Origin of the sequence: Sphingobacterium lactis (assembly GCF_011046555.1) — a bacterium.
GTDB classification, from domain to species: domain Bacteria; phylum Bacteroidota; class Bacteroidia; order Sphingobacteriales; family Sphingobacteriaceae; genus Sphingobacterium; species Sphingobacterium lactis.
Map to the genome: position 1 here is coordinate 674402 of NZ_CP049246.1, position 20761 is coordinate 695162.

Sequence of the window (20761 nt, forward strand, 5' to 3'; positions counted from 1 at the left end):
AATTCTAAACTTAATACTAAGACGAAACGAAATATGAAGCCATTCCTGGATGATAACTTCCTCCTGCAGAGCAGCATTGCGGAAGAGCTGTACCACAACTACGCAAAAGACCTGCCCATTATCGACTACCACAATCACCTGCCTCCGCAAGAGGTTGCCGAGAACAAAAAGTTCAAGAACATCACGGAGATCTGGTTACAGGGTGATCATTACAAATGGCGGGCCATGCGTGCGAACGGCATTCCTGAGGAATACATTACAGGCCAAGCTTCGGATCGGGATAAATTCCGCCAATGGTCGGAAACTGTTCCCTATACCCTTCGAAACCCCTTATACCACTGGACTCACCTGGAACTGCAACGCTATTTCGGCGTCCATGACCTGCTGGGACCGGATACGGCCGATAACATATTCGACCGCGCAACATCCATGCTGCAGGATGAGCAGATGCGTGTCCATGGCTTGCTCGAACAGATGAAGGTCGAAGTGATCTGTACGACGGACGATCCCATCGATTCCCTGGAATACCATCAGGCCTACAACGAGAAGCCGGGAAACTTTGCCATGTATCCCGCTTTCCGGCCGGACAAGGCGATGAGTCCGGAAATCCCCGAAGTCTTCAACACCTATGTGGAAAAATTAGCCGCGGCTTCCAACAGCGATATCAATACCTTCCAGCATTACCTGGATGCGCTGAAATCACGGCATGACTTTTTTGCAGCTCAAGGTTGCTGCGTGTCGGATCATGGCTTGAGCCACCTCTATGCCGATGATTATACAGCAACGGAAATCGCTGCGATCTTCGATCAGGTCCGCTCTGGAAAAACGTTAAATACAGATCAACTCAATAAATTCAAATCGGCGATGCTCGTTCAGTTCGCAGAATGGGATCACGAAAAGAATTGGGTTCAGCAATTCCATGTCGGCGCCTTCCGAAACACCAATACCGGTGCACTACAGAAATTGGGTCCCGATACGGGGTTCGATAGCATTGGCGATTATCGACAGGGCGATGGCTTAGTGAAGTTCTTGGGAAAAATGGCGGAAAAGGACCAACTCGGCAAGACCATCCTCTACAATTTGAATGCTGCGGATAACGATCTTTTTGCGGCCATGGCCGGTAACTTTAATGATGGGAGTATTGCCGGGAAGATGCAGTACGGGTCGGCATGGTGGTTCCATGATCAAAAGGATGGCATGACCAAGCAGATCAACAGCCTATCCAATATCGGATTGATCAGCAGGTTTGTCGGCATGTTGACCGATTCGAGGAGTTTTCTATCCTTCCCGCGACATGAATATTTCCGCAGATTGCTCTGCAACATCTTTGCCGAAGATGTTGTCAACGGAGAATTGCCTAACGACACCAAATGGATCGGGAAAATAATCCAGGACATCTGTTATTATAACGCCAAGGCCTACTTCCCCTTTCCCAAAAAGTAAGGTTATGTACTGGCGATATTGAGCCATTTCGGAACAGGTGGTGCCTCAAAGGATTCCATCTGTTCCAATAGATCTTCGATATTATCGGAATGGAGAATCATCTTTTGGTTTTCTGCTTTTAACAGGCCTGTATCGACCATGTGCTGTATAAAGTTGATCAGGTGATCATAGAAGCCATCTACATTCAAGATGCCGATAGGCTTTTTATGCAGACCTAGCTGTCCCCAGGTGGTCATCTCGAACAATTCTTCCATGGTACCAAATCCGCCGGGCAATGCGATTACGCCATCACAGAGGTTATTCATCTTTGTCTTGCGCTCATGCATGGTATCCACCTCGATCAACTCCGTGATTCCGGTGTGCCCGATTTCCTTGCTGTTCAGGAATTTGGGGATGACCCCAACGACCGAACCGCCATGCGCCATAACCGAATCGGCCACCGCACCCATCAGCCCGACACGCCCACCACCAAATACCAACCGAATGCCACGCTCCACGAAAACCTGACCCACAACTTTCGCCGCTTCTACGAAGCTCGGACCGTGCCCCGGACTCGAAGCACAGAAAACAACAATGTTCTTTAATTTCATACCGAAAGGTAACGATAAGAAATTAATTTACCAGCCCCATCATAAAAATTCCCAACCCCAAACAAAATCTTTCCCCCACAATCATAACCCCCTCGAGCTCACCCACCCAACAACACCCTTCATAGGTCTTAAAGCTTCACTCTAAACAACCTCATGATATCACAAATCTCAAATCTCACTTCTCATATCTAATCTTAATACTTAATTCTAACTACTAAATACTTTAAAAACCCATGATATCGCAAATCTCAAATCTTACATCTCATATCTAATCTTAATACTTAATTCTAACTACTAAATACTAAACAAAAGCCCCCATAATCACTACGGAGGCTTTAACTTAACTAAACATTGAAACAAATATTGTTATTGCGATACGCGATCTTTCTCTTCATTTCTGGAGTCACTCTTCCGGATCTGCTGTTTCAGGTTTCCGAATTTGTAGGTATAGGTCAAGCGTACAGTCTGTCTGTCGTTGTACTGACGGATCTTGGACTGGAACTCATTGAAGTTAGTCGTCAGGTTATTCCGATTGCTTCTGAATACATCGGTCACGGCCAGCTTCAAGGAGCTCTTCTGGTCTTTGAAATTGTAGTTGGCGCCGATATCTACCCCGATCCGTGCATGGATCTTGAACAGGTTATACACAAATGGTGTATTTCCATTGATGGTGGCTTCTGCCGACCACTGCTGGCCCAACCTGAAATTGTGGTAACTGTTCCCTTGGATAAAGAAGGATCCCTTGTCGATCTCATATCCAGCAATTGGCCCTTTAAAGTGCATATAGAGCGCCGTAATGTTGTTGTTCATCGTCCAGAACTTACCCACGCGGTAAGGGATATTCATGTTCAGGTAAGATGTTACGGATTTTCCAAGGTTTTCCTTCGTCACCCAAGTACGGATAGAATCCTGACCCATACTTTCCACGATGGCATCGTTCGTAATGTCGGTACCCAGGGTAAAGTTGAACATCTTCATCAGGGTATAGTTCAGGGAGAACCCATGGGTGTACTGGGGATTCACGTATGGATTACCCAACTGATACGTCAATTTATCGATATAATACCGGAAAGGATTCAGCGAACGGTAATTCGGACGGCTTACCTTCTTGGCATAACTTAACGATAGGATATGGTTCTCATTGATGTTGTAACCAATATTTGCCGAAGGGAAAAAGTCCAGATAATCGCGTTTTACGGTTGAGTTGTTCGTGACCAAGTTTCCATCAGAGATGGTGTATTCGGCACGGACACCTACTTTTGCAGACCATTTTTTTCCCAATGGGCGGCTATAGTCCACATATCCTGCCGAAATCTGCTCGGTATAGATAAAATGGTTGGTCCGGTCCTCGACATTCTCCCAAGTGGAACCCACCAGCCGCTCGAACATCATGTTGTTGTCTGATTTGACATTACTGTATTTCAATCCCGCTTCAAGACTTCCCTTCTTCAACGGTTTGATATAATCCAACTTCCCTACATAAATATCGATATCTGTAGGCATGTTGCTATGCTCTCGTTCCTCAGGGTAGAACAGTGCCCCGGTATTCGGATGTTCCGTGCGGTACACGTAATCCATGTCCGAACGGTTCTTAAACAAACTGTAGTCCAGATCCAGGGTTAATTTTGATCCCAAGGTATCGATCTTATACTCGTTGTTCAGGTTGAACGATATGCGGCCAAAGCTCATATCCACAATGCTCGGCGAACGTAGCACCGTATCAATCGTCGTCGGTGTGAATCCGATATTGGTGATACTGTTGTTATTTGCATCCTCCAGGTAATTATTTCCGGACACCTGGAACATCAGGGTATTGCTGTTGGAGGTCTTCTGCTCCACGCCTACACGGAAGGTGTGGGATTGGTTCTTCTCGATCATGTCAGCTTCCTGATTGAAATAAGTGGTCCGCTCCTTCCCCGCGATATCACGGATGATGTCAAGTTCATTGATTTCCTTGTTGTTCGTATAGGCATAGGACCCAAAAAGGGTGGTATTTTTCTTTTTATAGTTCAATGCAAGGGAGCTGTTCCCGCGGAAGTACTTTCCATGACCGGCACTGGCCACAAAGCTCCCGTTGAAACCCTCGGTATTGTTCTTCTTCAATACGATATTGATGGTACCAATGGCTCCTTCGGCATCATCCTTTGCCTGTCTGGTCGTTGTGACTTCCACACTCTTAATCTGTGCGGCATCGGTAGACTTCAGAAAGGTCGCCAGTTGCTCTCCGGACATGTAGGTCAGGCGTCCATCGATCGTCACGTTTACGCCCTGTTGTCCCATTAGCTGCAGGTTATCGTCCTTATCGACGCTCACGCCCGGTGCACGTTTCACCACCTCCAGCGCATTGTTGCCGGCGGCCAGTGTCGAGTTCTCCACGTTCAACACCAGCTTCCCATTCACATTCTTTACCGTTGGCATTTGGCCCTGCACGGTCACGGTTTCAATCGTTTGGCTGGCCGGTAAAAGTTTGATGTCTTCCACGGTGACCAACTTGTCGTCCAGGTCAAAGGCAGCAGAACGGGCCTTGCCGTAGCCCACGGACGTCACCTCAATATAATAATTTCCTTTCGGCGCTTTTAGGATGGTATAAGCGCCATTCTCGTCCGTTACGGCACTTTTGATCAGCACATTGCCCGTGCTGGACATCAGGTAAACCGATGCGGAAGCTACCGGTTGATTTTCCGGGTTGACGACTTTTCCTTTTATATCTGCATCCTGTGCACGTGCTGCCGCGTAGGAGTGATTTAGTAGTGATGCTACATACAGGATTAGGATTGCGATAATACGTCCCATTTCTTTTCTTGGTTAGATTGTTTAATTGTTAATATTTGGTTTGGATTTTGTCTTATGCTCTGCTGTCCGCGGCGGATGACTCACCATCCCCCGCTGCAGCTTCGCTATTTTCTTTTTTCTTTTCTTTTTCTAGTTCCTTCGCCTCTTTTTCTAAGTCCTCAGCACGTTCCTTCGCTTCTTTCGCACGCTTTTCAGCATCTTCCTTCGCATCTTCCAATGCTTTTTCTTTTTCCTCTTTCAACTTCGCCACACATTTCAGCCCATCTTTTGTCATGGTGAATTCCGCATATTTCGCTTCATCATTCACCCGGCAATCGTACGCCCAGATATCACGGACTTTATAATCCAGATCCCGGTTCAGCATCACCGTTGTCCCAACCGGCAGATAAACGACCATCTGCACCCTTTGGTCTCGGATCAACTGCTTTTCCTGCAGGGCAAAATGACTGTCGAACAAGATATTCTCACCATTCTGCACAACTTGGTACTTTATCTTAGATGCACGAGCGGACGCATCTCCATAAGAATTTCCTTTCGCTTGGTAATTATATTGCAAATAAGGTGCTTTTAGGGAGTCCAAGGGTTCGAAACGGATACCGATGTCATCACGCAGGTGGTTGCCAATCAAGCCATATTTCCCAAGGTTCAGATTTTTCTTGCTGAACTCCTCATCCGAGGTCTTGATGACGCGAACATCATTCATCGACAGGATGTAGGTATCCTTTTTCTCCAGCGGTTTCTCCACGGAAATTGTACTCTCCTCGATAAAATCCTGATTCGTGACGATCACAAAATAGAGGATCATCACAATGGACCCTACCCAGGCAGCCCACAGGGACATACTTGCATAGTTGTTCATCGGGTTTGATTTGAACACTACACGCAGCATAATGAAGAACAGGGCCAGGAATGGAATGCCCACCGCCAATGTTCCGGCCAACAAGGCAAAAAAGCCAGATGTGGAATCCATGATTTCCAATGGCGGGAAGAAGATTGGGTTCTGATAGCCCATCAGGTTCAGCGCATTGAAAACAAAGAATATAAAGATCCCCACAACGTTCAATCCGGCAAAGATCAACAACAGCACGGCGAGAACCTTTCCAATGACCGAGAAAATGCGGCCCAATGAGTCGCCAACCGAGCGAGCGCCTCGATTAAAATGCTCGCCGGCCCCCGAAAAATTTTCGCGCACCCCCTTCATTTCCTCATCGAAGGATTTTTTGAAATTCTGCAGATTGGGTTGTTCGCCACGCATCGCTAATCTATCCGCGCGGGTGATCGCCTTCGGCATCACCGCCATCAATACAAAGTACAACAGCACACCTGATCCACCGAATAGGAAGAAAAGGACAAAGATAATCCGCACCCATTTCGCTTCGATGTTGAAGTAATGGCCCAAGCCACTACATACCCCACCGATAATCTTATCGTCCGGATCGCGCATCAATTTCTTGGACGTCAGGTATTCCGTAAAGGAAGGTTCCGAATCCACTTTTTGCTCCTCCGCTTGGGCTTCACCACCAAGTGCAGGTTCCTCAGGTTGAGGTTCCGAGCTGAAGGCAGCCTGTGCCGAAGCAGGTTCTTCCACACGCGGTTCTTCACTGAACTCCGATTCAAAGTCGCTCACACGACCCATCTGTGCAATCACCTGATCTACATCCTCCCGATTGATCACCTCCTTACGGCCAGTTTGGATACGCTCCGAAAACATCTCCGCAATACGGTTCTCGATATCCTCTAGGATCTCCCGGCTATCCTCCGATTTACCAAAGTGTCGCTTGATTTCGATCATATACGATCGAAGGGTTTCATAGGCATCCTCCTCAATGTGGAAAACGATGCTATTTATATTGATAATTATGGTCTTGTTCATGATTCTATGTTAGTTAAATGGTTGACGTTGATTATAATTCTCGATTCTGCAAGGATGTCTCCACTGCGAAAAGCAATTCTTTCCAGGTCACATCCAACTTCTTCAGCACCTCCATCCCTTCGGCGGTGATCTGATAATATTTACGCGGTGGCCCTGATGTCGACTCTTTCCAGCTATAACTCAACAGACCGTTATTCTTCAATCTGGTAAGCAATGGATATAAAGTACCCTCAACCACCAACAGCTCAGCTTTCTTCAATTCGCTGATTATGTCTGAGGCATATATTTCTCCCCGAGAAATAATGGATAGAATACAGTATTCCAGTATTCCCTTCCTCATTTGGGTTTGTGTATTTTCAGCTATCATAACAATACAAAGATATATCCTTTGGACAGTACTTTGCAATACATAGTACTATATTTTTTGACAATATTTTTCCAACACACTGATTTTCAGTGCAATAATTTTTCAATGTCATTTTAGGATCGCTAGATTTACGCAAAAAAAAGAGCTATATACTTTTTATTCTGACAATTAAATCCGACTTTTATCCATAATGAATTGGATTATAAATTACGCCTGGGCCATACTTTGGGCAATCATCATGATGGTCCTTCTGTTACTTCCTCCGAACAACCTCCCTTCCGTTGGGTATTTCCCAGGATTCGATAAACTGGTGCATACCGGATGTTTTTACCTCCTGACTACCTTGATCATCTTCGGTCGCGTTGTGGATACGAAAAGGAGAGCGACAAAATTGAAGACATTTATTATTGTCTTCTGTGTGGCATCCGTGTTTGCATTCATGACAGAAGCCGCCCAGATGTATTTCACAAAAACCAGACAGGCCGATTGGCATGATATTTTTGCAGATTACGTAGGTATCGGTATGGCCCTGTTCAGTTATCTATTGCTTTACAACAGAAAATTTCAGTACTAACGGCGTTAGGCTTTGGCAATGGTCAGGATGGAGACCCTGCATTGCGGAAAAGCTTCCTTAACACATTCCACTGCGGCGCATAAGGTTGCCCCGGTCGTGAAGACATCGTCCACGATCAGGATATGCTGATCGGAGATAGCATCCAAGTGGCGGCATTCGAAGATATTCTCCACATTCTGTGCCCTTTCCACCCGGGATAGACGCGTCTGACTCTTGTGATGTATCCGCCTGTATAGCAAATTCAAATCAATCGGTTTTTCCATGCTCCGACTCAACCCTTTGCAGATGTATTCACATTGGTTGTAGCCCCGCTTTGCCCGCCGGTCCGGATGCAGGGGAATGGGCACCAAAACATGGACCGCCTCAAAAACACATGCTTTCTGTAAAATATGTCCGTACATCTCCCCCAGTCGTTCCCCAACCTGAGGATGATTCTTATATTTCAGGTTATAAATCAGGTTCTGCACAATGGTTTTGGGAAAAAGAAACAGCATAGCGGTCCCAAATTCCACGTCAGCCCGCCCTTTCACCTGTTGCATGACCGGATTGTTGGGATCCAAGTGAAAATCTGTATACGGCAGGTGATACAGACATTCACTACAGATTAAATTTTCCTGGTCGAATAAAACAATTCCACACCCCATACATAATTCGGGGTAGATCAAATGGAGCAATGCGCGCCATAAACGAGATAAAAACATAATAAAACTTTTATGAAAGTTACCAATTCGATATTAATTAATAATTAATAACAGGCAATTAAGTAACCTTCTTTTCTTAACATATATCAAGACTTATGAACATAAATGCCGGTACCTTTGTCTTATACTTAGAAAAGGAAAACAAATGATGGAATTAGGAATAGGAATGTTTGGGGATTTACAGATAGATGCCCAGACAGGAAATATACAAGCCCCGCAGCAACGGTTGCAGGAAATAATCGAAGAAGTAAAATTGATGGATGAAGTCGGCGTGGATTTCTTTGGTATCGGTGAGCATCACCGGCCGGATTATGCCGTGGCTTCACCGGAGATCGTTCTGGCTGCGGCCGCAACGGTTACCAAACGGATCAAATTGGGTTCGGCAGTATCTGTCCTGAGCTCTACCGATCCGGTAAAACTCTACCAGAACTTCGCCACCGTGGATCTGATCTCCAATGGACGGGCGGAAATCATGGCCGGGCGCGGATCGTTCATCGAATCGTTCCCACTGTTCGGCTACGACCTGAAGGATTACAGTTCCCTGTTCGAGGAGAAATTGGACCTGCTGCTGAAGATCAACAAGAACCAAACGGTCAATTGGACGGGTAAGCATCGGGCAAGCTTGGTTAACCAGTCGATCTACCCACGTGCCGTACATGACAGCATGCCGATCTGGATTGCTGTTGGCGGTACGACCGAGTCGGTGATCCGTGCGGGACGATTGGGATTGCCGGTTATGTTCGCCATTATCGGAGGCTCACCAATCAACTTCAAACCGCTGTTTGAGGTGTATGAACAGGCCTACCAAGACAATGGACATGACATGAGTAAATTCCAGGTCGGCGTGCACATGCACTCTTTCTTCGGCGAGAATTCACGTGAGGTCGCTGATTGGTATTACCCATTCTATTCGGCCCAGATGAACCGCATCGGGGCATCCCGTGGATGGCCACCGTATCAACGCACGCAATACGATTACGGACGCTCCAACCATGGGCACCTGATCGTCGGCGACGTGAATGAATCCGTGGATAAAATCCTAGCTCTGCAGGAATCCTTCGGCCTGACCCGCTTTTCTGCGCACATGGATGTGGGCAGCCCAGACCACAGCAAAATGATGAAAGCAATCGAGCTTTACGGAAATCAGATCATTCCGAAAGTTAAGGATGCTTTAAAATAAGAGAAACATATTTGTCTATTTCGTTCGATAGCAGCCATGGAGGTCAAAGCCCATGGCTGTTTCGTTTACAAGCCATCTTGTTCACAGCATGAGCAGGCGAATGCAAGGCTCCCAAAGCTCCCGCAGCAGACCAAAAAGGCAAGATTGAACTTGCCGCTACCGCTTCCATACGATCCATGCATGCAGGTAAAAACCAAATTTTTCTACCTTTTACGTGGTTTGCGGTAAGCAGCAAAGTAAAACACCCGAATAAACGATTAATCCATATTTTACAAAACACCCCGGAAAAGCCATAACCAATTGTATATCTACATATTACAGAATTTTATCAATAAAAATCATGTCAATCGCACCTGGACCTTGTCTGAGGTGAGAGCGTGGTGAGAGCGTACTGAGAGCGTACTGAGAGCGTGTCTATAGGCACGCTCTCACCACGACTGCACCTCGCTTACAGTACGGCTTCACCTCGGACAAGGTCTAGGCAGGCTGGGCGCGGATTCGGCGTGAACCTTGGATTTCGAAAAGTAAAAGCGGGTAAGTACACGAAATGGAAAGGGCGAAATGCTAGAGCGTGTTGGCGTTATGAAACCAGAAAGAAAAATGGGAATTCGTTATGGATCTATCTATATGTGGAGAAAAGGTTGATTTCGAGAATTACTGTACCTAATATACGGAATATCCAGCCGATTGCGCCAAGATAAGTATTTAAGTTGTGCCAGCAGGTCCATACAAAAAAAGATAGTCCGCTATTATGGAATCTGGAGAACTTCGGCATCCCTACCTAAAGCCATGACAATGAAAAGAAAGATCATCTGGGGCATCCTTCTGTCTATGACATTGGGAGCCTGCAATCAAATACAGGGCGTAAAGGACGAAATGGTGGCGCCGGAAGCTGAAGCGTATGGCATGGCCGCCACAGGGGAAGTAGCCGCTGATGCGGCGGCCGTGGAAGGGAAAGCTGCCGCAGCACCACAACAGGCGGAGCCCCAAAAGTTTGTGGACAACGGGATCAAGATCGTCCGTACTGGGAATCTCTCCCTTGAATCCAAGGATATCAATGCCAGTAAGCAGAATCTCGATCGATTGATCAAGCGTTTCCAGGGGTATTACGAAGAAGAATCCGCTAACAACACCCAGGATTTCACTTCCTATAACCTGATCATCCGCATACCCTCCACATCCTTCGATCAGTTTCTGACCGCCATCTCATCAGGGAGTGATAAGGTGACATCGAAAACGATCTCCGCCTCGGATGTGTCCATGACCTATTTTGATCTGGCCTCCCGGTTGAAGAGCAAACGGGCGTACCTGGAGAAATATCAGGCCATGGTGGCAAGTGCCAAGAACGTGAAGGAATTATTGGAAATCCAGGAACAGATCCGCCAACTGCAGGAAGATATCGATAGCAGCGAGAGCCTGATGCGGAACATGAACAGCCAGATCAAGTACAGCACGCTCACGATAAACCTTTTTGAATACCAGGCCAATCTGCCCATGGGCACGAATTCCTTCTGGATACAGCTGAAGGATGCCCTGGCATTCGGGATGAGCCTAATACGCTCGATCGTGTTGGGGATTATCGGACTGTGGCCAATCTGGATCGTCACTGCACTTGCCGTTTGGATCGTCCTGCGCATCCGTAAAACCAGAAAAGCGAAAAGTATAGGTCAATAAAATTCTTGCGGTAGTATGTATATGTTTTCCCGGCAATCAATTGATTGTCGGGATTTTTAGTCCACCTCGACGGCCAACTGTGTATCCAGCGTGTCCTTGGGCTGCTGAAACTGTCCTTTTGAATTCCGAACAAAGAAACTTGCCTTTCGATCCACAAACAGGTAGCTTCGCGAAAACACCTCCTGTTGGATATAATCCGTAAAATCGCATTTCCCTTTCTCCAAACTCAGGATTTGCGCTACCTGGTGATCTTTGATAAAAGCAATATGGATGAGGTGCTCTCCCTTTTCACGCAGGGTCGGTGGAATCCGTATCCCCGTTTCTTCCAGGATCTGTTGGTCATAATGGTAGGATGTGATCAGCATCAGCGAGTCCCAAGCGAAGCAATGCACCGCGTTGAAATCCACATCCGCCATCATGTTTGGATCCTGCAGGTCTGCTTTCAGGGCTGTCAGGCAACTCGGCTCATCCCGATCGGCGCACGAGAACAACAGGGCTATCGCAACCAGATTAGCCAATAAGAAAATATTGTGAGACAAGCTTTTAACCATTCCAACGGCAATAATAAAAAATAGGAAAGGATCCCGCGCCATAAACCCAAAGAGATAACAATTTCATAATATTTAGGTATCACGGAAACAAGCGCTAGCCGGGCTTGGGTATTTTATTACTTCTAGCTTATATTTTTTGATGTATCTTTGCATTGTGGAAAAAGCAGTAAAGACAGTAGATATCAGGAGTTTGAGTTTAGCTCAATTAAAGGATGCCCTAGTGAACATGGGGGAGCAGGGATTCCGTGCGAAGCAGATTTATGAATGGCTATGGCAGAAATCCTGTACTGATTTTGATGAAATGAGCAACCTGAGCAAGTCCCTTCGCGAGACGCTAAAACAGCATTTTACCATCAATGCTGTGCGTGTAAAGGAGTCACAGATCAGCGCCGACAAAACCATCAAGAGTAGCTTTTTCCTGTACGATAACAACGTCATCGAAGGTGTCCTGATCCCCGCAGAGGACCGCATGACGGCATGTGTGAGTTCCCAGGTAGGCTGCAGCCTGACCTGTAAATTCTGCGCAACGGGCTATATGGACCGGAAGCGCAATCTGAATGCCGATGAGATCTATGACCAGGTGGTTCTGATCGCAAAACAGGCGGAAGATAAATACAACCACCCGCTTACCAACATCGTGTATATGGGCATGGGCGAGCCGCTTCTGAACTACAGCAACATGATGAAGTCTGTCGAGCGCATTACGGCACCCGACGGTCTGAACATGGCCGCGAAACGGATCACCGTATCCACGGCCGGAATTGCCAAGATGATCAAAAAATTAGGTGATGACCAGGTTCGGTTCAATCTGGCGCTTTCCCTGCACGCGGCAAACGATAAGAAAAGGAATGAGATTATGCCCATCAATGAGCAGAACTCCCTGGCAGCATTGGCCGACGCCCTGAAATATTTCTATGCCAAGACCAAGAACCCCATTACCTTCGAATACATTGTCTTCCACCACTTCAACGATGAACTGGAAGATGCAAAGGAATTGGCGCGTTTCTGTAAACATGTTCCATGCAAGGTCAATATCATTGAGTACAATCCGATTGCCCTTGCCGATTTCGTCAATGCGGAAGCGGATAAAATCGAAGAATTTGCCGATTACCTCCGCAGTCAGGGCATCATCACCAATGTTCGCCGCAGCCGCGGAAAGGATATCGATGCAGCCTGTGGCCAACTCGCCATTAAAGAAAAAGATAAAGAAGCAGATCCGGCTTAAACAGCATAAAAAAAGGGACAATGTTCATGACATTGTCCCTTTTCTTTTGGGAACCTCTTCCGTTCCCAATACCTTTAGTGCCTGTTATATCCTTTATCAATTCCACCACTCCCTACCCATGGATATGCTCCTTCTTTCCATAGGATTGTATCAACTCTCCTTCAAATTCCAGCCATTGTTTCCAGCGTTTATCCACGTCAACATCGGTACTATACTTCTTCGCGAAGTTCAGAAAAGTGGTATAGTGATTTGCTTCGGAGACCATCAAGTCATGGTAGAACTTGGCCAGCTCCTGGTCATTAATATTCTTCGACAGCACCCGAAAGCGTTCGCAGCTCCGTGCTTCGATCATCGCTGCAAAAAGTAACCTATCGATGAAGGCCATATTCCTGGAACCATCTTTTTTGGCGAATTTCATCAATTGCCCCACATAATCATCCTTACGCTCGCGCCCCAGGGTATATCCTCTTTCCTGGATAATATCGATCACCATCTTAAAGTGTTCCATTTCCTCAATGGCAATCGCTGTCAGTTCATGCACCAGGTCCTCATGCTCTGAGTTCTGGGTAATCAGGGAAATGGCATTCGATGCGGCCTTCTGCTCGCACCAGGCGTGGTCGGTCAAGATCTCCTCCAAATTCGATTCCGCAATATTAGCCCATCGTGGGTCCGTCAATAGTTTTAATCCTAACATAGTCTTGAATATATGCACAAAGGTAATGAAAACAAAAACATCCCCCCAATAGCGGAAAATATGTTACTTTGCAGTATGGGAAACAGGACGTTGATCATTGGGCTGGTGTGGCCGGAGCCGACCTCTTCGGCGGCGGGCTGGCGTATGCTGGAACTTATCGAGTGCTTTCTGCAGGAAGGCATGGAGGTACACTTCGCTTCGGCCGCCACCCTCTCCGAATTCTCCCACCCCCTGGCCGACATCGGTGTTACCCAACACCAAATCTTACTGAACGACTCTTCTTTTGATACCTGGATCAGTGCGCTCCAACCGGACATGGTGCTGTTCGACCGGTTTATGGTCGAGGAACAGTACGGTTGGCGCGTTGCCGAGCAGTGTCCGAATGCGATCCGGATCCTGGATACCGAAGATTTGCATTTCGTGCGCCATGCCCGACAGGCCGCCTATAAGAAAAAAGTGAAATTTGAACCAGACCAGCTGTACTCGGATATGGCCAAGCGGGAGTTGGCCGCCATTTACCGGTCCGATTGCAGCCTGATTATTTCCCAAGCCGAGATGGACATCCTCCTCCAGCAGTTTAACGTGCCGCCATCCATCTTGGCCTATCTTCCGTTTCGTATGGTAAGGAAGGGAGACCCCAAGGTCCACCCTGGTTTTGGGGATCGGCAACACTTTATGTTCATCGGAAATTTCATCCATGAACCGAACTGGAAAACCGTGCAGGTGCTAAAGGAGATCTGGCCCGACATCCGGAAAGTTCTTCCTGCCGCCGAGCTCCACATCTATGGCGCCTATCCTACCGAAAAGGTCTGGCAATTGGACAACGCCAAACAAGGCTTCCGCATCAAGGGTAGAGCTGTAGATGCCGTGGAAACCATGAAAGATTATCGCGTCCTGCTTGCGCCGATACCCTTTGGCGCAGGGTTAAAAGGCAAATTTATCGATGCGCTGCATGCACAGACCCCATCGGTATGTACCGCCGTTGCCGCCGAAGGATTGACAGGGGGAATACATTGGCCGGGTTACATTGCGGAGGACCTATCCGATTTCATCGAAAAGGCACAGCTCCTCTATTCCGATGAGGAATGTTGGAACAAAGCGGTGGACTACGGACAGGAGATGTTAAAATCCGGTCCCGATCCGGATTGGGGGAAAAACCTGATGGCACGTATTGCAGCGATCCGTGCAGATTTAAACCAGCACCGCAACCACAACTTCATCGGCCAAATCCTGATCAGCAATCAGTTCCAGGCCACGAAATACATGTCGCAGTGGATCGAACTGAAAAATAAAAAAGCGCATATGTAGTACATATGCGCCCGCTCTCATATTAAGTCTATTCTTAACGTCTCTTGAATACAATTTTATCGGTCTTCCCGTTGGTGGTACTCGTTCCGGAGAACTGTTTCAATCCACCGATCAAGCTTTGTTCAATCTGGTACGTAACGCCATCAAAAATCAAGACCTGTTTCTCAGGCATGCTGTACGGGATGGCAGGTCCAAAGTTTTTATCTGACTGCATGATGTACGCAAAATCGTTTGCACGGAACTCAATGTATTCCGTTGTTTTATCACCCACCAAGGTGTCCGAGGTATTTGCACCGTTTACATCATTGTATTTTACCACATCGTACCATTTATTGGCACGTAGCAGGTTCAATGCCGTATCACGTTCTGCATAGCTCAATGTTTCCTTGCTGCATGACGCAAAACCCAATGCCACTAAACCCAAAATCATTAACTTTTTCATATCCGAATATTCTAGTTCCCTGTATAAAATTAATTTTAACCTATGGGCATTCTTCCAATCATTATGCCAACAATTTATAACCTAGGCAAAACAGACATAAACTTCGGTTATATATTTAGCCCTAAGCGGCTATATTGTAGCGGTTAGGAAAGTATCCTACAGTCCACATCCGGGAACCTTTTCTCTTGAAAAAATATTTTCCCGCAGGCGGTTGCCGGTGCGGTTTCTCCTAAAATTAGCGCAATACGGTTGCCTTGTCCGACAGTCAGTTGGCAGGTCGTGTGGAGAAAATAGTGTGCGGAATACACTATTTGATTCTGGAATTATTATATTTAGGGAAACTATTAATTTATGAAAACATTAAAAGGACCGGGTATTTTTCTAGCCCAATTTATAGCTGAAGAGGCACCGTACAACAATTTGGAGAGCATCAGTTCCTGGGCGAAATCCATAGGATTCGAAGGGGTTCAGATACCGACGAATGATCCGAATTTCTTCGATATGGAGAAAGTTGCGGAGAGCAAGACCTATGCCGATGAAATCAAGGGCAAGCTGAACGAAATGGGTGTTGCGATTACCGAACTGTCCACTCACCTGCAAGGGCAATTGGTGGCTGTTCACCCTGCCTATGACAAGCTTTTTGACGGTTTTGCGCCAGCAGAATACCGCAACAATCCTGCTGCACGCACAGAATGGGCCATCAACCAATTGAAATTGGCGGCCAAGGCTTCGGCGAATCTCGGTCTGAATGCGCATGCCACCTTCAGTGGCGCTTTGCTGTGGCACATGGTGTACCCATGGCCGCAACGCCCAGCAGGTGCGGTAGAAACGGGCTTTAAAGAGCTTGCTAAACGCTGGACCCCTATCCTGGATGAATTCGATAAGTACGGTGTGGATGTGTGCTATGAAATCCACCCTGGCGAGGACCTGCATGATGGCGTGAGTTACGAGCGTTTTCTGGAAGCCGCAAACAACCATCCCCGTGCATGTTTGCTGTATGATCCTTCGCATTTATTATTGCAGGGCATGGATTACCTCAGCTATATCGACCACTATCACGAACGCATTAAAATGTTCCATGTGAAAGACGCCGAGTTCAATCCAACGGGTAAACAGGGCGTATATGGCGGTTATAGCGGCTGGGTTGAACGAGCCGGCAGATTCCGTTCTCTTGGTGACGGGCAGGTAGACTTCAAGGGAATTTTCAGCAAACTTGCGGCGTACGATTTCGATGGATGGGCCGTTATGGAGTGGGAATGTGCACTGAAGAATAGTGTCGACGGAGCCATTGAGGGTGCTGAATTCATCAAGAAAAATATCATTAAGGTTACGGATAAAGCATTTGATGACTTCGCTGCAACCGGTGCAGATGAAAACTTTAACAAAGAGATATTGGGCATTAAATAAAGCCGATCACACATTTTAAGCGGAAGGGATATCAGGAATGGTATCCCTTTTTTTGGGCCGCGAAATCAAGCAGCTCGGTTAACTCTTGTGCAATGTTCAACAGGAACCGGAAACCCAACTTATACTTCCCAACCCGTATTGCTCCATCACTTTCAGTCCATTCCCATTTCTACCTACGACCGGCTCATGGAACACCCTCATCCCAAGGCATTTTAACGCTAAATTGATTTTTTAGGAAATATTTTCATTTTATTAACAACAAAATACGTTTAGGTGCGTTTAGGTAGTGCGCACTTATGTAACAAACTTGATATAAATTACTCCAAGTATTGGCTGTCTATGCGGTCAATGCTGCTTGCTTTGTGTGCCTTTTATGCGAATTACATTCTATAAGCACTCTGATATAATAACTACGTATGATGCACTATCTCTACCGAACGCTTTTTATCACATGCGCGTTCATGCTTTTCAGCCAAATAGGCACCGCGGATCCAATCCGGAAGAGCAATCCCACACCTTTACATGTCCTCACTGCACATTCCACTGCGCTTGATTCGCTGGAAATTGTCGGCAAGATTACCGACTCGGTGGGAACAGCCGTTGCCGGCGTTGTGGTCACTGAAAAAGGAACCACCAATAGCGCCCTATCCAACGAAAATGGAGAATACAAAATCTCCGCCAGCCCCAATGGCATTCTTGTTTTCCTGAAGTCGGGATTTGCGACCAAGGAAGAACATGTGAACAACCAAAAGCAGTTGGACATTCAGCTTACCGTTGCTACAGCAGCAACCGAAGCACAGGAACAGCAGGAAAATGCTGCTGGTACGGACAGTACAGCAACCGCTGTGGACAGTACGGCAACTACCCCGGACAGCACCGCAGTGGTGCCGGATAGCACGCAGCAGACAGGCACTGTTCCTCCGACCACTACTGCTCAGGACAGCGCTGGGACTGCACCTGTTCCAACCGGACAGCAAGTGGTTTCGGGAACAGTGACGGGACCATCGGGTCCACTTCCAGGCGTAACCGTACGCGTTGTAGGAACAGACCTAGCCGCCAACACCGATGAAAACGGGAAATTCCAGATTGCCGCAGGCCCTAAGAACAGACTCCGCTTCTCATCAGTGGGTTTCAAAACCGTCACACAGGCCGTGGGTACCCGAAAGGATATCCAAGTGGTACTGGCAACGGAAACCAATACCATCGAATCGGTACAGGTTGTTGCCGTTGGATACGGTACAATGAAACGTGCGACCCTACCGACTGCCGTTTCCAGTATCGGCGCCAATGAGATTGAAAACGAAGTACTCCCTAGTGTTACCCAGGCCATCCAAGGTAAGGCCGGTGGTGTACAAGTTACCCAGAAATCTGGTTCACCGGGCGGTGGTATCTCCATCCGCGTGCGCGGTACGACATCCATCAATGCGAGTTCCGACCCACTCTATGTGGTCGACGGTATTCCGGTGAACAGTGCCACAAATTTCACAGGCGGATCAACCTTTGATTTTGGTGGTGGTACCCAAGGGATCAATATCCTGTCTTCTCTGAACCCATCGGATGTCCAATCCATTGAGGTTTTAAAGGATGCCGCATCATCGTCCATCTATGGTTCCCGCGCCGCCAATGGCGTGGTCTTGATCACGACCAAAAAGGGTGCCGCAGGACAGAGTCAGTTTAACTTCAACATGTACGAAGGTTTCTCGCAGGTACCGAAAGAACGGTATTACGACTTTATGAATACCGAGCAATACCAAGACTACATGCGCGATTATTATGATATCCTAAAGAAGGAAAAACCGGAGACGGTGGTACCTGAACAGATTTTCTCCAATCCCGGCGTCAGTACTGATTGGCAGGATGCCATCTTCAGAACATCTCCTACCCGCAGCTATGAGCTATCGGCAAGCGGAGGCAGCGACAAAACACAATACTACACTTCCGTGGGCTACATGCGCCAAGGCGGTGTGCTCCTATACTCCGATTTCGATCGCTTGAGTGGACGATTGAACCTCAATCATCAGCACAACGAAAAGTTGAGATTTTCCACATCCATGAACATCACCCGCGCGACAAACAAGCGTGTGCAGGAAGAGAACTCCAAGCAAGGGGCAACCAAGAATGGTATCTTTGCGCCTCCTAACCTTGCGGTGTTCGACGGCAACGGTAATTATGTGTATGACAATGTGAGTTTGGTTCGTGAGAATCCGGTGGCGATGTTGGAATTACCGGTGAATGAGGCAAATACATACCGCATCCTTGCCAACGCCAGCGCTGAATACAACATTATCCCGAGCTTATTGCTGAAAACCAGTTTCGGTACGGACCTAAGCTTTATCGACGAAACATTTTTCATGCCGCCAACAGGGCTCCGTTCTTATACGGGACAGGGCGGTATCGGTGCGAGCCGCAGCACGCGCGATCAACTGTGGATCAATGAGACCACATTGACGTTCGATAAGACCTTCGGTGACCATTACCTCAATGCATTGGGTGGGTTTTCCGTGCAGGGCTCACGTTTGGAATTTACGCACGCACAGCGGGCGAACTTCCCGAACAATGATATCCCGTACATTGTTGCCGGCGGTGTCATCACCGGTGCCAATGCCTATCCAGAAGAATGGGCCATTGCCTCTGGCTTTGCGCGGGCAACCTATGTATACAAGGACCGCTATATCCTGAATGCCAATATCCGCACGGATGGTTCTTCCCGATTCGGTGCAGACAACCGTTGGGCGGTATTCCCATCCCTGGCCGGTGCTTGGCGTATATCCGAAGAGGACTTCCTGAAAGAGAACAAGACATTCAGTGACCTGAAGTTGCGTGCCAGCTGGGGGATCACGGGTAACCAGAATATTGGCAACTACGCTGCGCGTTCGCTTTATTCCGGTGGATACAACTACATGGGCGGTGCGGGTTTCGTACCGAATGTATTGGGAGACCGTGGCCTAAAATGGGAAACCACCCGCCAATGGAATGTCGGTGTTGATGCAGGATTCTTCAACGACCGGATTTCCCTATTAGCGGATTATTACTACAAAAAGACGTCTGACCTGCTGATCGGTCTGCCGATCTTACAAAGTTCTGGTTTTGTGAACCGTTTCACGAATTCGGGAACCATCGAAAATAAAGGTTTTGAATTCGAGATTACCTCACGCAACCTGGTGGGCGAGTTCAGGTGGTCCACTTCCCTGAACATGACCTTCAACAGAAACAAGGTATTGGACCTGCCTGAAGGACTAACCGAAATGCGTGGTGGTGTGGGCGATCTGAACAGAGCCATCCCAGGACAGCCACTGGGTGTATTCTATGGCTGGCAAGCTGCGGGCGTGAACCCGGAAACTGGAATGATCAACTATATCGGAAAAAATGGGGATATGGTGCGCCCGAACAGCATGGAGGATCACGTCATGATCGGGGACCCGAACCCAGACTTTTTCGGTGGTATTACCAACAATTTCGAATACAAGAATTTTGACTTGAGTGTCCTGGGGCAATTCACCTATGGAAACGACATTTTCAACTATAACCTGGCATCCGGACTGGAAGGTTTCAACCCAAGTTCCAATGCTTTTGTAGACTTTGTCGACAGATGGAAAAAACCTGGCGATATAACCGATGTACCGCGTCCTGCACCTGGAAACCTGGATAATGGTGCCGTATCCTCCCGTTTTGTGGAAGATGGCTCCTTCTTCCGTCTTCGGAACATCACCTTGGGCTATACCCTACCGGAAGGTGTTGCTGAACGCATCAAGATGAAACGCTTACGTTTCTATGTGACGGTACAGAATGCCTATGTATTCACCAAGTACAGAGGTTATGACCCAGAGGTAAGCTCCAGTCATGGCGGCGCCAATACCGGTCTGATCTATGGTTATGACTATGGTAGCTACCCGCAGCCACGAATTTTCACTACAGGTATCAACTTAACATTCTAAAAGC

Annotated in this window: 16 protein-coding genes; 8 read left to right on the forward strand and 8 right to left on the reverse strand. The window is 47.4% G+C overall.

Translation table 11 applies throughout. The features are described 5' to 3' along the window. Positions 1–33: 33 nt before the first annotated feature. Positions 34–1443, forward strand: a complete 1410-nt coding sequence (uxaC, locus tag G6N79_RS02995) for a glucuronate isomerase (RefSeq protein WP_103906509.1) — start codon at positions 34–36, stop codon at positions 1441–1443. Positions 1444–1445: 2 nt separating this feature from the next. Here uxaC and G6N79_RS03000 read toward each other — a convergent pair whose 3' ends face one another. The 4 genes from G6N79_RS03000 to G6N79_RS03015 all read right to left on the reverse strand — a co-directional run bounded on the left by G6N79_RS03000 (position 1446) and on the right by G6N79_RS03015 (position 7066). Beyond that, positions 1446–2033: an LOG family protein gene (locus G6N79_RS03000; protein ID WP_103906510.1), complete on the reverse strand. Its 588-nt coding sequence runs from the start codon at positions 2031–2033 to the stop codon at positions 1446–1448. Positions 2034–2399: 366 nt separating this feature from the next. Continuing rightward, positions 2400–4826 carry an outer membrane beta-barrel family protein gene (locus G6N79_RS03005; protein ID WP_103906511.1) on the reverse strand — a complete coding sequence of 809 codons (2427 nt, stop codon included), beginning with the start codon at positions 4824–4826 and terminating at the stop codon, positions 2400–2402. Positions 4827–4878: 52 nt separating this feature from the next. Continuing rightward, positions 4879–6699, reverse strand: coding sequence for a PspC domain-containing protein (locus tag G6N79_RS03010; RefSeq protein ID WP_103906512.1), 1821 nt, complete (start codon positions 6697–6699; stop codon positions 4879–4881). Between the two features lie 31 nt (positions 6700–6730). Beyond that, complete coding sequence (locus tag G6N79_RS03015) at positions 6731–7066, reverse strand: PadR family transcriptional regulator (RefSeq protein ID WP_103906513.1); 336 nt, start codon at positions 7064–7066, stop codon at positions 6731–6733. Positions 7067–7256: 190 nt separating this feature from the next. Here G6N79_RS03015 and G6N79_RS03020 point away from each other — a divergent pair, with 190 nt between their 5' ends. Further along, a complete protein-coding gene (locus tag G6N79_RS03020; protein ID WP_103906514.1) occupies positions 7257–7640 on the forward strand; it encodes a VanZ family protein in 384 nt (127 codons plus the stop codon). A 5-nt stretch (positions 7641–7645) separates the two neighbouring features. On the opposite strand, the gene G6N79_RS03025 is transcribed toward G6N79_RS03020, so the two are convergent. Continuing rightward, a complete protein-coding gene (locus G6N79_RS03025; RefSeq protein ID WP_103906515.1) occupies positions 7646–8341 on the reverse strand; it encodes a ComF family protein in 696 nt (231 codons plus the stop codon). Between the two features lie 145 nt (positions 8342–8486). On the opposite strand from G6N79_RS03025, the gene G6N79_RS03030 reads away from it, so the two are divergent. Both G6N79_RS03030 and G6N79_RS03035 read left to right on the forward strand, forming a co-directional pair. Then, positions 8487–9521: an LLM class flavin-dependent oxidoreductase gene (locus tag G6N79_RS03030; protein ID WP_317046377.1), complete on the forward strand. Its 1035-nt coding sequence runs from the start codon at positions 8487–8489 to the stop codon at positions 9519–9521. 795 nt (positions 9522–10316) lie between these two features. After that, a complete protein-coding gene (locus tag G6N79_RS03035) occupies positions 10317–11195 on the forward strand; it encodes a DUF4349 domain-containing protein (RefSeq protein ID WP_160003744.1) in 879 nt (292 codons plus the stop codon). A gap of 56 nt (positions 11196–11251) precedes the next feature. Here the strand turns inward: G6N79_RS03035 and G6N79_RS03040 are convergent, their stop codons facing one another. Further along, on the reverse strand, positions 11252–11746 hold the full coding sequence (locus tag G6N79_RS03040; RefSeq protein ID WP_160003746.1) for a hypothetical protein: 495 nt from the start codon (positions 11744–11746) through the stop codon (positions 11252–11254). Positions 11747–11885: 139 nt separating this feature from the next. Here G6N79_RS03040 and rlmN point away from each other — a divergent pair, with 139 nt between their 5' ends. Then, positions 11886–12971: a dual-specificity RNA methyltransferase RlmN gene (gene rlmN, locus G6N79_RS03045; protein WP_103906519.1), complete on the forward strand. Its 1086-nt coding sequence runs from the start codon at positions 11886–11888 to the stop codon at positions 12969–12971. Between the two features lie 112 nt (positions 12972–13083). On the opposite strand, the gene G6N79_RS03050 is transcribed toward rlmN, so the two are convergent. Next, on the reverse strand, positions 13084–13665 hold the full coding sequence (locus tag G6N79_RS03050; protein ID WP_103906520.1) for a MiaE family protein: 582 nt from the start codon (positions 13663–13665) through the stop codon (positions 13084–13086). Positions 13666–13740: 75 nt separating this feature from the next. Between G6N79_RS03050 and G6N79_RS03055 the strand changes: the two genes are divergently transcribed. Then, positions 13741–14973: a glycosyltransferase gene (locus G6N79_RS03055; protein WP_103906521.1), complete on the forward strand. Its 1233-nt coding sequence runs from the start codon at positions 13741–13743 to the stop codon at positions 14971–14973. A 34-nt stretch (positions 14974–15007) separates the two neighbouring features. Here the strand turns inward: G6N79_RS03055 and G6N79_RS03060 are convergent, their stop codons facing one another. Beyond that, complete coding sequence (locus tag G6N79_RS03060; RefSeq protein WP_103906522.1) at positions 15008–15415, reverse strand: hypothetical protein; 408 nt, start codon at positions 15413–15415, stop codon at positions 15008–15010. Between the two features lie 351 nt (positions 15416–15766). Here G6N79_RS03060 and G6N79_RS03065 point away from each other — a divergent pair, with 351 nt between their 5' ends. Continuing rightward, positions 15767–16822, forward strand: a complete 1056-nt coding sequence (locus G6N79_RS03065; protein ID WP_103906523.1) for a sugar phosphate isomerase/epimerase family protein — start codon at positions 15767–15769, stop codon at positions 16820–16822. A 416-nt stretch (positions 16823–17238) separates the two neighbouring features. Next, complete coding sequence (locus G6N79_RS03070) at positions 17239–20757, forward strand: SusC/RagA family TonB-linked outer membrane protein (protein ID WP_103906524.1); 3519 nt, start codon at positions 17239–17241, stop codon at positions 20755–20757. The last annotated feature ends 4 nt before the right edge of the window (positions 20758–20761 follow it).

Coding starts and splice junctions, on each gene's coding strand:
- G6N79_RS03015 (WP_103906513.1), bottom strand. CDS start 7,066: ATGATAGCTGAAAATACACAAACCCAAATGAGGAAGGGAATACTGGAA.
- rlmN (WP_103906519.1), top strand. CDS start 11,886: ATGTATCTTTGCATTGTGGAAAAAGCAGTAAAGACAGTAGATATCAGG.
- G6N79_RS03035 (WP_160003744.1), top strand. CDS start 10,317: ATGAAAAGAAAGATCATCTGGGGCATCCTTCTGTCTATGACATTGGGA.
- G6N79_RS03060 (WP_103906522.1), bottom strand. CDS start 15,415: ATGAAAAAGTTAATGATTTTGGGTTTAGTGGCATTGGGTTTTGCGTCA.
- G6N79_RS03030 (WP_317046377.1), top strand. CDS start 8,487: ATGATGGAATTAGGAATAGGAATGTTTGGGGATTTACAGATAGATGCC.
- G6N79_RS03020 (WP_103906514.1), top strand. CDS start 7,257: ATGAATTGGATTATAAATTACGCCTGGGCCATACTTTGGGCAATCATC.
- G6N79_RS03025 (WP_103906515.1), bottom strand. CDS start 8,341: ATGTTTTTATCTCGTTTATGGCGCGCATTGCTCCATTTGATCTACCCC.
- G6N79_RS03005 (WP_103906511.1), bottom strand. CDS start 4,826: ATGGGACGTATTATCGCAATCCTAATCCTGTATGTAGCATCACTACTA.
- G6N79_RS03010 (WP_103906512.1), bottom strand. CDS start 6,699: ATGAACAAGACCATAATTATCAATATAAATAGCATCGTTTTCCACATT.
- G6N79_RS03050 (WP_103906520.1), bottom strand. CDS start 13,665: ATGTTAGGATTAAAACTATTGACGGACCCACGATGGGCTAATATTGCG.
- G6N79_RS03070 (WP_103906524.1), top strand. CDS start 17,239: ATGATGCACTATCTCTACCGAACGCTTTTTATCACATGCGCGTTCATG.
- G6N79_RS03055 (WP_103906521.1), top strand. CDS start 13,741: ATGGGAAACAGGACGTTGATCATTGGGCTGGTGTGGCCGGAGCCGACC.
- uxaC (WP_103906509.1), top strand. CDS start 34: ATGAAGCCATTCCTGGATGATAACTTCCTCCTGCAGAGCAGCATTGCG.
- G6N79_RS03040 (WP_160003746.1), bottom strand. CDS start 11,746: ATGGTTAAAAGCTTGTCTCACAATATTTTCTTATTGGCTAATCTGGTT.
- G6N79_RS03065 (WP_103906523.1), top strand. CDS start 15,767: ATGAAAACATTAAAAGGACCGGGTATTTTTCTAGCCCAATTTATAGCT.
- G6N79_RS03000 (WP_103906510.1), bottom strand. CDS start 2,033: ATGAAATTAAAGAACATTGTTGTTTTCTGTGCTTCGAGTCCGGGGCAC.